Genomic DNA, 13,767 nt, shown 5'->3' with positions numbered 1-13,767 from the left:
GGCGGCCAGGCGCGGCCCGTTGTTGACGACGAGGGCCAGGTCGGGGTTGCCGTTCTCCTTGATGCCCGCTGCGACACCGGAGGCGGTGAACCCCTAGGAGGACGGACACCACCTCTGGTCCTCGCCCCCAGCCACGGCTGCGGGGGGCCGATCCGGTGGCGGCGCGACAGGGGGCTTCATTCACCCCGCACGGGGGCCGAACCAGAGCCCCGAGGCACGCCGCCCGGCACCCCTGTGCCTCGCCCGCAGCCACAGCTCCGCGGGCGCCCCGCACCGGCCGCCAAGCGCCGATCCGGTGGCAGCGTGGCAGGGGCTTCGCCTCGCCCAGGGGTGAGCCCCCGGGCGCCGGGCCCCTGGACCGCGCCCCGGCTACTACCGCTGCGGGGACGGCCGCCCAGCGGTCGCCACGTGCCTATCGCGGCAGGGGCTTCACCCCCAGGGGATCGAAGCAGAGCCCCCCGGCCCGCCGTCCGGCGCCCCCTGGACCGCGCCCCCGGCTACTGCTGCTGGGACGCCCCGCACCGGCCCGCCCAGGGCCGATCCGGCGGCCGACGCGGGAGGGGGCCGCAGCGGAGCGCCCGGGGCGCCCGCCGGGCGCCCCGGCTAGCGCTGCGGGGGCACCCCGCACCAGCCGCCGGGGGCAGATCGGCGCGATGTTGCGGGCGCGACCGACGCGCGCCGCCCCGGGCCGTGCGTCGGCCGGGGCGGGGCGGGGGGCCAGGGGTTCGTCAGGCGGTGAGGCGGGAGAGGGCCTCGTCTACGGGGAGTTCTTCGCGCTCGCCCGTGCGGCGGTCCTTGAGCTCCACCACGCCGTCCTTGGCGCCGCGGCCGACGATCAGGATCGTCGGTACGCCGATCAGCTCGGCGTCGGTGAACTTCACGCCCGGGGAGACGCTCGCGCGGTCGTCGACCAGGACGCGGACGCCCGCCGCGCCCAGCTTGTCCGCAAGGTCCAGGGCCAGCTCGGTCTGGAGCGCCTTGCCCGCCGCGACGATGTGGACGTCGGCCGGGGCGACCTCGCGGGGCCAGCACAGCCCGGACTCGTCGTGGGTCTGCTCGGCGAGCGCCGCCACGGCGCGCGAGACGCCGATGCCGTAGGAGCCCATGGTGACCCGGACCGGCTTGCCGTTCTGGCCGAGCACATCGAGCTGGAAGGTGTCCGCGTACTTCCGGCCGAGCTGGAAGATGTGGCCGATCTCGATGGCCCGGTCGAGCTGGATGCCCGCGCCGCACTGGGGGCAGGGGTCGCCGGGCTCGACCACCACGACGTCCAGGTACTGGTCGACCTCGAAGTCCCGTCCGCAGACGACGTTGCGCGCGTGCTTGCCGGGCTTGTTGGCGCCGGTCACCCAGGAGGTGCCGGGGGCGACGCGCGGGTCGGCGAGGTAGCGGAAGGAGGTGCCGGCCAGGCCCTGCGGGCCGATGTAGCCGCGCACCAGGTCGGGGCGGTCGGCGAAGTCCTCGGCGGTGACGACCTCGACCTCGGCGGGGGCGAGGTGCTCGGCGAGCTTGCCGAGGTCGACCTCACGGTCGCCGGGGACGCCCACCGCGGTGATCTCGCCGTCCACCTTGACCAGGAGGTTCTTCAGGGTGGCGGAGGCCGGGACGTCGAGGAACTCGGCGAGGGTGTCGATGGTGGGGGTGTCGGGGGTGTCCAGCTCCTCGACCGGGCCGTGCTCGACGCCCTCGACGGGGGTGACGGCCACGCTGACGGCCTCGGTGTTGGCGGCGTAGTCGCAGTTCGGGCAGTCCACGAAGGTGTCCTCGCCGGCCGCGGCCGGGGCCAGGAACTCCTCGGAGGCCGAGCCGCCCATCGCGCCGGAGATCGCGGAGACGATGCGGTAGTCGAGGCCGAGGCGGGCGAAGATCCGCTGGTAGGCCTGGCGGTGCAGCCGGTAGGACTCGGCCAGCCCCTCGTCGGTGGTGTCGAAGGAGTACGAGTCCTTCATCTGGAACTCGCGGCCGCGCAGCACACCGGAGCGCGGGCGGGCCTCGTCCCGGTACTTGGTCTGGATCTGGTAGAGGATCACGGGCAGGTCCTTGTAGGACGTGCACTGGTCCTTGACCGTCTGGGTGAAGATCTCCTCGTGGGTCGGGCCGAGGAGGTAGTCGGCGCCCTTGCGGTCCTTGATCCGGAACAGCAGGTCGCCGTACTCGTCCCAGCGGCCGCTGGCCTCGTACGGCTCGCGGGGCAGCAGGGCGGGCAGGAGGACCTCCTGGGCGCCGATGGCGTCCATCTCCTCGCGGACGATCCGCGTCACGTTCTCCAGGACCTTCTTGCCGATGGGCAGCCAGGTCCAGATGCCCGCGGAGGTGCGGCGGACATAGCCGGCGCGGACGAGCAGCTTATGGCTGGCGGTCTCGGCATCGGCCGGGTCCTCGCGCAGCGTCTTCAACATCGACTTGGACATGCGCTGGACGTGGGCCATGGTTCTTCTCCTGCGTACGAGATGGGATGACCAGGAGATTAGCCGCTGCCGCTGTGCGGCGGGAAATGAAGGCGAGGGCCTGAAGGCGGGGGCGGCGTCAGCGGCGCAGCGGGAGCGGGGCGCCCATGACCGCGTAGGGGGTCGGCGCGCTCGGGAAGAGCACCGGGCGGGCGAGGTCGCGGTAGCCGAGGGCGCGGTAGAGGCGGCGGGCCGGGCTCTCGACGTCGATCGCGGAGAGGATGGAGCGCGGCTGGAGCGATCCGTCGGTGATGGTGGTGATCAGTGACCGGCCGATGCCGTGCTGCTGGTAGTCGGGGTGGACATGCAGCTCGGTGATGACGAAGGAGTCGTCCAGCCAGCCCTCGTGGCCGGTGTCGCGCAGATACGGCTCGACGACGGTGGACCACCAGTGCGAGCGGTCGTTGGGCATGCCGTAGACGAAGCCGACGAGGTGTCCGGAGCGGGCGGTGGCACCCAGCGCGCGGGCGCCGGGGCTGGTGAGGTGGCGCAGCACGATGTGGCGCCGTACGCCGATCTCCTCGACGGTGAGCCCGAAGGCGACCGCCTGCACGGCGAGGGCCTCGTCCACGCGCGCGGCGAGATCGAGCGGCCCGACGACGACGCCGTGCGGGTCGGGTGGCCCTTCGGCAGGTAGATGCAGCATGGGCGGCACCCTACTGGGCCGTCGATCAGTTCAGAACGGCACACTCGTTCAGAACAGCACGCTCATGAAGGCGCCGACCTCCTGGAAGCCGACGCGGCGGTAGGCGGCGCGGGCCGCCGTGTTGAAGTCGTTGACGTACAGGCTGACGACGGGCGCGACCTCGCTCAGCGCGTAGTGCAGGACGGCGGCCATGCCGGTCTCGGAGAGCCCGCGGCCGCGGTATTCGGGGGCGACCCAGACGCCCTGGATCTGGCAGGCGTGGTGGGTGGCGGCGCCGATCTCGGCCTTGAAGACCACCCGGCCGTTCTCGATGTGGGCGAAGGACCGGCCGGTGGCGACGAGCTCGGCGACCCGGGCCTGGTAGAGCAGCCCGCCGTCGCCGGCGAGCGGCGAGACGCCGACCTCTTCGGTGAACATCGCCACGCACGCCGGCATGATCGCATCCATTTCGTCCCTGCGGACGCGGCGCACCAGCGGGTCGGGCGGGATGTTCGCGGGCATGGCGGTGGTGGCCATGAGCGGCTGGTGGGCGCGGACGTCGCGGGCCGGGCCCCAGGTGGGCTCGAGCAGCGACCAGAGCTCCGCGGTGGTGTCTGCGGGACCAACAATGGAGGAGCAGCGGCGGCCCGCCCGGCGGGCGCGCTCGGCGAAGCCGCGTACGGCCTCGGGGGTGGCGCAGATGGGGACGAGGTTGGCCCCGGCGTAGCAGAGCGATTCGAGCCGGCCACCGGTGTACCAGCCCCACATCTCGCCGCCGAGCCGCCATGGGTCCAGGCCAGCGACCTGGACCCGGGCGGCGACGAAGGCGTTGGAGACCGGGTCGCGGTCCAGGACCGCGAGGGCCGCGCCGAGCTCATGGGGCTCGAGCACCCTGGTGGTGGACGTCGTCAGCACGTGTCGGATTGCCTCACCGGTTGCGGCCGAGGGCCAGAAGATTCGATTCTCCGCACTGTACCCCGGGGGACACGCCGACCACCGCCCGCGTTCACCGGCGGGGCCAGTGCCGCGTCAGTCAAGGTTTGCCCGGTAGCGAGGTGTTCTGGTGCGTGCGATCGCAAGGCGGCCGGAAGCCCTCGTAGTGGGCCTACTCGGGCTTTCGGCCAACGCAGCGAGCGTGCGTGCCAGGGCGGCGAGCGGGGCAAACCTTGGCTGATGCGGCGCTGGGTGCGGCCCCGGGCGCGGGCGGTGGGAGCGGGGGTCAGCCGGTGACGGAGACCTGGGGCTCGCCGGAGGCGATGCCGTCCTTCTCCATCTGCTCGGCGATCTTCATGGCCTCGTCGATCAGGGTCTCCACGATCTTCGACTCGGGCACCGTCTTGATCACCTCGCCCTTGACGAAGATCTGGCCCTTGCCGTTGCCCGAAGCCACGCCGAGGTCCGCCTCGCGCGCCTCACCGGGGCCGTTGACCACACACCCCATCACGGCGACCCGCAGCGGCACCTCCATGCCGTCCAGGCCGGCCGTGACCTCGTCCGCCAGCTTGTACACATCCACCTGCGCGCGGCCGCACGACGGACACGACACGATCTCCAGCCGCCGCTGCCGCAGATTCAGCGACTCCAGGATCTGGATGCCGACCTTGATCTCCTCCACGGGAGGCGCCGACAGCGACACCCGGATGGTGTCCCCGATCCCCTCGCTCAGCAGCGCGCCGAACGCGACCGCCGACTTGATCGTCCCCTGGAACGCCGGGCCGGCCTCGGTGACGCCGAGGTGCAGCGGGTAGTCGCACTGCGCCGCCAGCTGACGGTACGCGTTGACCATGACCACCGGGTCGTTGTGCTTCACCGAGATCTTGATGTCCCGGAACCCGTGCTCCTCGAACAGCGAGCACTCCCACAGCGCGGACTCCACCAGCGCCTCGGGCGTGGCCTTGCCGTACTTCGCCAGCAGCCGCTTGTCCAGCGACCCCGCGTTCACGCCGATCCGGATCGGCACGCCCGCCTCCGACGCGGCCTTCGCGATCTCCTTGACCTTGTCGTCGAACTGCCGGATGTTCCCCGGATTCACCCTTACCGCCGCGCACCCGGCGTCGATCGCGGCGAATACGTACTTCGGCTGGAAATGAATATCCGCGATCACCGGGATCTGCGACTTCTTCGCGATCACCGGCAGCGCGTCCGCGTCGTCCTGCGACGGACAGGCCACCCGCACGATCTGGCACCCCGAGGCCGTCAGCTCCGCGATCTGCTGGAGCGTCGCCCCGATGTCGGCGGTCACCGTCGTCGTCATGGACTGCACCGACACCGGCGCGTCCCCGCCCACCGCCACGGATCCGACCTGGATCTTACGGCTGACTCTGCGATCGGCGAGCTTGATCGGAACGGACGGCATTCCCAGCGAAATGGCTGTCATCTGGCGAGCAACCCCAAGGTCATGAATGAAGGTCCCGAGATCGGCGGGCTCCGGTGTCCGAGGTTACGGCACCACGCCCGGGCCAAGCACATTCCGGCCCCGAAGTCCATCAAATGGTGAACTTCGGGGCATTTCGCATCGTCAGGAAATTTTCACTGGATTCACCACATCGGCCACCAGCACCAACAGGGTGAAGCAGATGAACACTCCGGCGATCACATAGGCGACCGGCATCATCTTGGCCACGTCGAACGGCCCCGGGTCGGGCCGGCGGACCAGCCGGGCGGTGTGGCGCCGTACGCCCTCCCAGATCGCGCCCGCGATGTGCCCGCCGTCCAGCGGCAGCAGCGGCAGCATGTTGAACAGGAAGAGCGAGAGGTTGAAGCCCGCCACCAGGAACAGCATGGTGGCGACCCGCTGGGAGGCCGGGATGTCCAGGTTGGCGACCTCCCCGCCGACCCGCGCCGCGCCGACGACGCCCATCGGGGAGTCGGCCTTGCGCTCACCGTCACCGAAGGCCGCGTTCCACAGGTCGGGAATCTTCGAGGGCAGGGCGATCAGCGAGTCGATGCCGTCCTCGACCATGTTGCCCATGCGGTCCACCGACTGGCCGAAGGACTGCTTGACCACGCCGCTGGCCGGGGTGAAGCCGAGGAAGCCCGCGGAGACGTACTGCCCCTCCACATAGCCGCCGTTCCCGTCCGACTTGGCGACCTGGTTCTTGATGAGCACCGCGTGCAGATCCTTGCGGGCGCCGTCGCGCTCGACGGTGATCGTCGCGGGGCCGATGGTCTTGCGGATGTGCTGCTGGAGGCTGCTCCAGTCCGAGGTCGGCTCGCCGTTGAAGGCGACGATCTTGTCGCGGGACCGCAGCCCCGCGGCGTTGGCCGGGGAGTCCTTGGCGTCCTTGGGGCACTTGTCGGTCGAGGACGAGGCCGGGACCACGCACTTCTGGACGGTGCCCACGGTGGTGGTCTGGGTGTTGACGCCGAAGCTCATCATCACGCCGAGGAAGATCACCACGGCGAGCACCAGATTCATGAACGGCCCGGCGAACATCACGATCACGCGCTTCCACGGCTTGCGCGTGTAGAACATCCGGGTCTCGTCGCCGGGCTTCAGCTCCTCGTACGCGGCCGACCGGGCGTCCTCGATCATGCTGCGCCACGGCGAGGTGGAGCGCGCGGTTATCTTCCCGTCGTCACCGGGCGGGAACATTCCGATCATGCGGATGTAGCCGCCGAGCGGGACCGCCTTGACGCCGTACTCCGTCTCCCCCTTCTTCCGGGAGAAGATCGTCGGGCCGAAGCCGACCATGTACTGCGGCACCCGGATACCGAAGAGCTTGGCCGTGGAGAGATGGCCGAGCTCGTGCCAGGCGATCGAGAAGAGCAGTCCGAGGACGAATACGACGATGCCGAGAATGGTCATCATCAGTGTCGTCATGCGTGAGCCTCCGGTGTCGCGTTCGCCGAGCGGGCGGCAAGTTCACGGGCGCGGGCGCGGGCCCACTCCTCGGCCTGGAGGACGTCCTCCACCGTGAGTCGGGTTCCCGCAGAGGGGGTGCCGTGTTCGGCCACCACTTGGGCGACCGTATCGACGATTCCGTTGAAGGGCAGCTTCCGGGCGAGAAAGGCGTCCACGCACTCCTCGTTCGCCGCGTTGAAGACGGCCGGCACGGTGCCGCCGAGCTCTCCGACGTGGCGGGAGAGGCCGATCGAGGGAAACGCGTCGTTGTCCAGCGGGAAGAACTCCCAGGTGTGCGCCTTGGTCCAGTCGCAGCCGGGCGCGGCGTCCGGCACCCGGTCCGGCCAGCCGAGACCGAGCGCGATCGGCATCCGCATATCGGGCGGACTCGCCTGCGCCAGCGTGGAACCGTCAATGAACTCGACCATCGAGTGGATATACGACTGCGGGTGGACCACAACCTCAATCCGGTCGAAGGGAATGTCGTAGAGCAGATGTGCCTCGATGACCTCAAGACCCTTGTTGACCAGGGTCGCGGAGTTGATCGTGATCACCGGACCCATGTCCCAGGTGGGGTGGGCCAGCGCCTGCTCGGGCGTGACCTCGGTCAGCTCCTGCTTCGTACGCCCCCGGAACGGCCCGCCGGACGCGGTCACCACCAGCTTGCGGACCTCCTGCCGGGTGCCGCCGAGCAGCGCCTGGAAGAGGGCGGAGTGCTCGGAGTCGACCGGCACGATCTGCCCGGGCTTGGCCAGGGCCTTGACCAGCGGGCCGCCGACGATCAGCGACTCCTTGTTGGCCAGCGCGAGCACCCGGCCCGCCTCGAGGGCGGCGAGGGTGGGCGCCAGGCCGATGGAGCCGGTGATGCCGTTGAGCACGGTGTCGCACTCGGAGCGGGCCAGCTCGGTGGCCGCGTCGGGCCCCGCCACGACCTCCGGCTGCCGCTCCCCCGCCCCGTACAGCGCGGCCAGCGCCTCGCGCACCTCGGGCACGGCCTCCGGCCGGGCCACCGCGACGGTCCGCACCCCGAGCCGGTGGGCCTGCTCCGCGAGCAGCGCCGCGCGCCCGCCGGCGGCGGACAGCCCGGTCACCCGGAAGCGGTCGGGGTTGCGCAGCACCACGTCGATGGCCTGGGTGCCCACCGATCCGGTGGAGCCGAGGATCACGACGTCGCGCGGGCCTCCGGTGGCGGCGGTGGCCGCCGGAAAGCGGAGGTGCGGGTCAGCGAGGGAATCCGTCATTGCCCCATTGTTGCCCTACTCGCGGAGGTCTGGTGACCGGGTCCCGGCAGCGGCAGGGTGAACCCGGGGTTCAGCCTCCCCCGGGTCCACCGCAACCACTCATTGAGCGACCTCTACGGCGACCAGCCACCTCCGCGAGAGCGGCGCCGGTTTAAGGCGCAAAGAGGGGCGGGGCTACGTTCCAGCGCGCCGGTGGACGTTGTCCTTGGTGGGCGGGCCGGGGGTGGCGTCGGCGATCCAGGGGCCGTCGCCGCTGGGGTCGAGCACGCCTTCCTCCAGCCAGCTGTACGAGCCCGCCAGGACGCCCGAGACGACCTTGCGGTCGAGCTCGTCGGTGTTGGTCCACAGCCGGGCGAAGAGCTCCTCGGCGCGGATCCGCGCCTGCCGGCAGAAGACGTCGGCCAGCTGGTACGCCTCGACGCCGTGGTCGCCCGTGGTGCGCAGCATCTCCGCCCGTACGCAGGCGGCGCTCATGGCGAACAGCTCCGCGCCGATGTCGACGATCCGGCCGAGGAAGCCCTGCTTGGTCTCCATCCGGCCCTGCCAGCGGGACATGGCGTAGAACGTGGAGCGGGCGAGCTTGCGCGCCGAGCGCTCGACGTAGCGCAGGTGCGGGGACAGGTCGCGGTGGCGCGGCGGGTGGAACTCGGCGTAGGCCCGCGGGAGCTGGCCGGCGCCGGTGATCAGGCCCGGCAGCCAGCGGGCGTAGAAGCCGCCGGCCTTGGCGGCCGCCCTGCCCTTGTCGGACAGGGACTTGTCCGGGTCGATGAGGTCGCCCGCCACGGACAGATGGGCGTCCACGGCCTCGCGGGCGATCAGCAGGTGCATGATCTCCGTCGAGCCCTCGAAGATGCGGTTGATGCGCAGGTCGCGGAGCATCTGCTCGGCCGGGACGGCCCGCTCGCCGCGGGCGGCGAGCGAAGCGGCGGTCTCGAAGCCGCGGCCGCCGCGGATCTGGACCAGCTCGTCGGCCATCAGCCAGGCCATCTCGCTGCCGTAGAGCTTGGCCAGCGCCGCCTCGATACGGATGTCGTTGCGGTCCTCGTCGGCCATCTGGGAGGCGAGGTCGATGACGGCTTCCAGGGCGAAGGTGGTCGCCGCGATGAAGGAGATCTTGGTGCCGACGGCCTCGTGGCGGGCGATCGGCTTGCCCCACTGCTCGCGGGCCGCGGACCACTCACGGGCGATCTTCAGACACCACTTCCCGGAGCCCGCGCACATCGCGGGCAGCGAGAGCCGGCCGGTGTTGAGTGTGGTCAGGGCGATCTTGAGCCCGGCGCCCTCCGGGCCGATGCGGTGGGCGGCGGGGACCCGGACCCGGTGGAAGCGGGTCACTCCGTTCTCCAGGCCGCGCAGGCCCATGAAGGCGTTGCGGTTCTCGACGGTGACGCCCGCGGAGGCCGTCTCGACGACGAAGGCGGTGATGCCGCCCTTGTGGCCCTCGGACGCGGGGACGCGGGCCATGACCACGAGGAGGTCGGCGACCACGCCGTTGGTCGTCCACAGCTTCACTCCGTCGAGGATGTAGTGGTCCCCGTCGGGCACGGCGGTGGTGGCCAGCCGGGCCGGGTCGGAGCCCACGTCCGGCTCGGTGAGCAGGAACGCCGAGATGTCGGTACGCGCGCAGCGGGGCAGGAAGGCGTCCTTCTGTTCCTGGGTGCCGAACAGCTTGAGCGGCTGCGGCACACCGATCGACTGGTGGGCGGAGAGCAGCGCGCCGATGGCCGGGCTCACCGAGCTGACCAGGGCCAGGGCCTTGTTGTAGTAGACCTGGGTGAGGCCGGCTCCGCCGTACTTGGGGTCGATCTTCATGCCGAGCGCGCCGATCTCTTTGAGGCCCTGGACGGTCTCGTCGGGGATCATGGCCTCGCGCTCGATACGGGCGGAGTCGATGCTCGTCTCGCAGAACTCGCGCAGCTTCTCGAGGAACTTCTCACCGCGCCGCACATCGTCCGGGGCGGAGGCGGGGTGGGGGTGGATCAGATCGAGCCGGAAGCGGCCGAGGAACAGTTCCTTGGCGAAGCTCGGCTTGTGCCAAACCTGCTCGCGGGCTGCCTCGGCGACCCGGCGCGCCTCGCGCTCGGACACCGGCCTGACGGATGATGCGGTCATCGGTGCTCCCTTGCCGCGAAATGGGCGATCTCGTGACATTACCGGCACGTACGGTGCCAGTGTGCATCCGGTCGGGCGAGGCGGCAAAGTGTGCGGCGCCAGACGGCGGAGTGCGGCGGAAAAAGGGGCAGTTGAAGCGCTTCGACTATCTGGACACTGAACGTGGACGGGTCTACTGTCGATCCGCGCAGCCTGCTAAGAGCCGTTCGGCAATTCAGTCGAAGCGCTTCAATGATCCGGACGGAGTCCCCGCATGGTCACCCTCGCCGAGGTCGCCCGGCACGCCGGAGTCTCCGCCAGCACGGTGAGCTATGTGCTCAGCGGCAAGCGCTCGATCTCGGCCCCCACCCGCGAGCGGGTCGAGCAGAGCATCAAGGAGCTCGGCTACCACCCGAACGCCGGCGCCCGCGCCCTCGCCAGCAGCCGCTCCAACATCATCGCGCTGATGGTGCCGCTGCGGACCGATATGTATGTGCCCGTCATGATGGAGATCGCCATCGCGGTGGCCACCGCCGCCCGCACCCACGGCTATGACGTGCTGCTGCTGACCGGCGAGGAGGGGCCGGCGGCCGTGCGCCGGGTCACCGGCAGCGGGCTCGCCGACGCCATGATCCTGATGGATGTGGAGCTGGAGGACGAGCGGCTGCCGCTGCTGCGGGACGCCCGCCAGCCCACCGTGCTGATCGGGCTGCCCGCCGACACCGTCGGACTGACCTGCGTCGACCTCGACTTCACGGCGACCGGCGCGCTGTGCGCCGACCATCTGGCCGGGCTCGGCCACCGCGAGATCGCCGTGGTCGGCGAGGCGGCGGCGGTGTACGAGCGCCACACCGGCTTCGCGGTACGGACGCTGGAGGGGCTGCGCGGCCGCGCCCACGAGCTGGGCCTGCGCCTGCTGCACCGCCCCTGCGAGGGCAGTTACGAGTCGATGGCCGGGGCGCTGGCCCGGATCTTCGACGAGCGGCCGGGCACCACCGGCTTCGTGGTGCAGAACGAGGCCGCCATCGACCCGCTGCTGAGCCTGCTGCGCCGGCAGGGCCGCGCGGTCCCCGAGGACATCTCGGTGCTGGCGATCTGCCCCGACCAGGTCGCCACCCAGGCCTCGGTGCGGCTGACCTCGGTCGCGATCCCCGCGCAGGAGATGGGGCGGCGCGCGGTGGATCTGGTGGTGGCCAAGCTGGAGGGGCGCGGCACGGACGAAGTGACCCTGCTGGCACCCGAGTTGACCGTACGGGCGAGCTCGGGCCCGGCGCCTGCCGCCGCGCCCTGACCCGGCCCCGCTCCCGCCGAAGCCCCCCGAAGTCCCGAAGCCCCGAAGCCCCGCCCTCGCAGCGTCTCCGAGCCGTACGTCCCCGAAGCGATACGCCAGTAAAGCTCTCACCTCCCGTACGTCCACCGCCGCAACCCGAGGAGCGCCCCGATGAACCCATCGCCGCCGGCCACCACCTCAGCGTCGCTCGCCCAGTCCTCCGTCACCGTCGGCACCTTCAGCGAACGCGACGGCGCGCTGGAGTGGTCCGGGCGGCAGGAGACCGTACGTCTGGAGCCATGGGGGCCCGACGCGATCCGGGTCCGCGCCCGGCTCGGCGGTCCGCTGCTCGAGAACCTGCCCGGCGCGCTCCTCGACGACCCGCCGAAGGCGGTCCCGAGCATCGCGATCGGAGCCGGGGAGGCTTCGCTGACCTGCGGCGCGATCACCGCCCGGATCACCGCGGACGGCATGATCCGGTTCGAGACCACCGAGGGCGGCCGGGAGCTGCTCGCCGAGGAGCGCGCGCACTTCTGGTGGCCGGGGCCGCGGCTGCGCACCGCGACGGGCAACGGCTACCACCGCATCGAGCAGCGCTTCAAGGCGTACGAGGGCGAGCGGCTCTACGGCCTCGGCCAGCACCAGCACGGTCTGCTGGACCAGAAGGGCGCCGTGATCGACCTGGTGCAGCGCAACGCCGAGGTGACGATCCCGGTCCTCACCTCCAGCCGCGGCTACACCCTGCTGTGGAACAACCCGGCCATCGGGCGGGTCGAGCTGGCCGCGACCGGCACCCGCTGGGTCGCCGACAGCGCCCGCCAGATCGACTACTGGATCACGGCCGGGGACCCGGCGGCCGCGCAGCGCCGCTACGCCGAGGCGACCGGACGCGCGCCGATGATGCCGGAGTGGGCGGCGGGCTTCTGGCAGTGCAAGCTGCGCTACCGCGATCAGGAGGAGCTGCTGACCGTGGCCCGCGAGCACAAGCGGCGCGGGCTGCCGATCGACGCGATCGTCTGCGACTTCTTCCACTGGACGCGCCTGGGCGACTGGAAGTTCGACCCGGCCGCGTGGCCCGACCCGGCCGCGATGACGCGGGAGCTGGCCGACCTGGGCATCAAGCTGGTGGTCTCGGTGTGGCCTTCGGTCTCCCCGCTGAGCGAGAACCACGACACGCTGGAGCAGCGGGGCTTCCTCGTCGGCACCGAGTACGGGCCCACGGCGCACGCCGACTGGCCCGATGTGCGCGCGGGCGAGCGGATCGACGTCGCCTTCTACGACGCGACCCACCCCGAGGCCCGGGAGTTCGTGTGGTCGCGGGTGCGGGAGAACTACCTGGAGCCGTACGGGATCCGCGCCTTCTGGCTGGACGCCTGCGAGCCGGAGATCAAGCCCGGCTACCCGGCGAATCTGCGCTACCACGCGGGTCCTGGCCTGGAGGTCGGCAACCTCTACCCGCGCGAGAACGCCCGGGCGTTCCACGAGGGCCTGCGCGCGGCGGGCGAGGAGGAGGTGGTGACGCTCAACCGCTCGGCGTGGGCGGGCAGCCAGCGCTACGGGGCCGCCCTGTGGTCCGGCGACATCGGCACGGACTTCCCGACGCTGCGCCGGCAGATCGCCGCCGGTCTGAACGTCGCCCTCTCCGGCATCCCGTGGTGGAACACCGACATCGGCGGCTTCCACGGCGGGGACCCGGACGACCCGGCGTTCCGCGAGGTGCTGATCCGCTGGTTCCAGTTCGGCGCGCTGTCGCCGATCATGCGGCTGCACGGCTTCCGCGACCCGGGGCTGCCGCTGGGGCCCGGCATCACGGGCGGCCCGAACGAGGTGTGGTCGTACGGCGCGGAGGCCGAGCGGATCCTCGGCGCGTATCTGCGGCTGCGGGAACGGCTGAAGCCGTATGTGCTGGCGCAGATGCGCACCGCCCATGAGGAGGGGCTGCCGCCCATGCGCCCGCTGTTCCTGGAGTTCCCCGGGGACGAGGCGGCCTGGGGCGTCGCGGACGCCTATCTGCTGGGCCCCGACCTGCTGGTCGCCCCGGTCCTGGAGCCGGGCGCGACCGAGCGGACCGTCTATCTCCCGGCGGGGGCGCGCTGGACGGACGCCTGGACGGGCGAGAGCCGGGAGGGCGGCACCACGGTGACGGTGCCCGCCCCGCTGGACCGGATCCCGCTGTTCCTGCGGGACGGCGCGCGGCTGCCGGTGCGGGAGCCCTGACGGTCCGTCGCCGGCCCCGCCCGCCTCAGTCG

The 13,767-nt window shown here is 71.4% G+C and carries 9 protein-coding genes; 2 read left to right on the top strand and 7 right to left on the bottom strand.

What is annotated here, in order from left to right; genetic code table 11:
• Positions 1–728: 728 nt before the first annotated feature.
• From ABTY62_RS37150 to ABTY62_RS37120, 7 genes are all read right to left on the bottom strand, one after another.
• Positions 729–2,429: a proline--tRNA ligase gene (locus ABTY62_RS37150; RefSeq protein ID WP_352133804.1), complete on the bottom strand. Its 1,701-nt coding sequence runs from the start codon at positions 2,427–2,429 to the stop codon at positions 729–731.
• 97 nt (positions 2,430–2,526) lie between these two features.
• Positions 2,527–3,093 (bottom strand): GNAT family N-acetyltransferase, encoded by a 567-nt coding sequence (locus ABTY62_RS37145; protein ID WP_352133803.1) that lies wholly within the window; start codon positions 3,091–3,093, stop codon positions 2,527–2,529.
• A gap of 48 nt (positions 3,094–3,141) precedes the next feature.
• Positions 3,142–3,987 (bottom strand): GNAT family N-acetyltransferase, encoded by an 846-nt coding sequence (locus tag ABTY62_RS37140; RefSeq protein ID WP_352133802.1) that lies wholly within the window; start codon positions 3,985–3,987, stop codon positions 3,142–3,144.
• Between the two features lie 304 nt (positions 3,988–4,291).
• Positions 4,292–5,449 (bottom strand): flavodoxin-dependent (E)-4-hydroxy-3-methylbut-2-enyl-diphosphate synthase, encoded by a 1,158-nt coding sequence (gene ispG / locus ABTY62_RS37135; RefSeq protein ID WP_352133801.1) that lies wholly within the window; start codon positions 5,447–5,449, stop codon positions 4,292–4,294.
• A gap of 141 nt (positions 5,450–5,590) precedes the next feature.
• The gene (locus ABTY62_RS37130; protein WP_352133800.1) at positions 5,591–6,895 is read right to left on the bottom strand and encodes a M50 family metallopeptidase; all 1,305 of its coding nucleotides are present in this window, start codon (positions 6,893–6,895) and stop codon (positions 5,591–5,593) included.
• Entirely contained in the window at positions 6,892–8,157 is a 1,266-nt protein-coding gene (gene dxr / locus ABTY62_RS37125; protein WP_352133799.1) for a 1-deoxy-D-xylulose-5-phosphate reductoisomerase, read from the bottom strand. The genes ABTY62_RS37130 and dxr overlap by 4 nt, the downstream gene beginning before the upstream one ends.
• A 174-nt stretch (positions 8,158–8,331) precedes the next feature.
• Positions 8,332–10,269 (bottom strand): acyl-CoA dehydrogenase family protein, encoded by a 1,938-nt coding sequence (locus tag ABTY62_RS37120; protein WP_352133798.1) that lies wholly within the window; start codon positions 10,267–10,269, stop codon positions 8,332–8,334.
• 253 nt (positions 10,270–10,522) lie between these two features.
• Here ABTY62_RS37120 and ABTY62_RS37115 point away from each other — a divergent pair, with 253 nt between their 5' ends.
• Both ABTY62_RS37115 and ABTY62_RS37110 read left to right on the top strand, forming a co-directional pair.
• Positions 10,523–11,539, top strand: coding sequence for a LacI family DNA-binding transcriptional regulator (locus ABTY62_RS37115; RefSeq protein ID WP_352133797.1), 1,017 nt, complete (start codon positions 10,523–10,525; stop codon positions 11,537–11,539).
• A 150-nt stretch (positions 11,540–11,689) separates the two neighbouring features.
• Positions 11,690–13,735 carry a glycoside hydrolase family 31 protein gene (locus tag ABTY62_RS37110; protein ID WP_352133796.1) on the top strand — a complete coding sequence of 682 codons (2,046 nt, stop codon included), beginning with the start codon at positions 11,690–11,692 and terminating at the stop codon, positions 13,733–13,735.
• Positions 13,736–13,767: the final 32 nt, after the last annotated feature.

The organism is Streptomyces sp. NPDC097640 (genome assembly GCF_040302705.1).
Taxonomy (GTDB): Bacteria; Actinomycetota; Actinomycetes; order Streptomycetales; family Streptomycetaceae; genus Streptomyces.
This window is presented reverse-complemented; position numbering and strand designations above follow the sequence as displayed.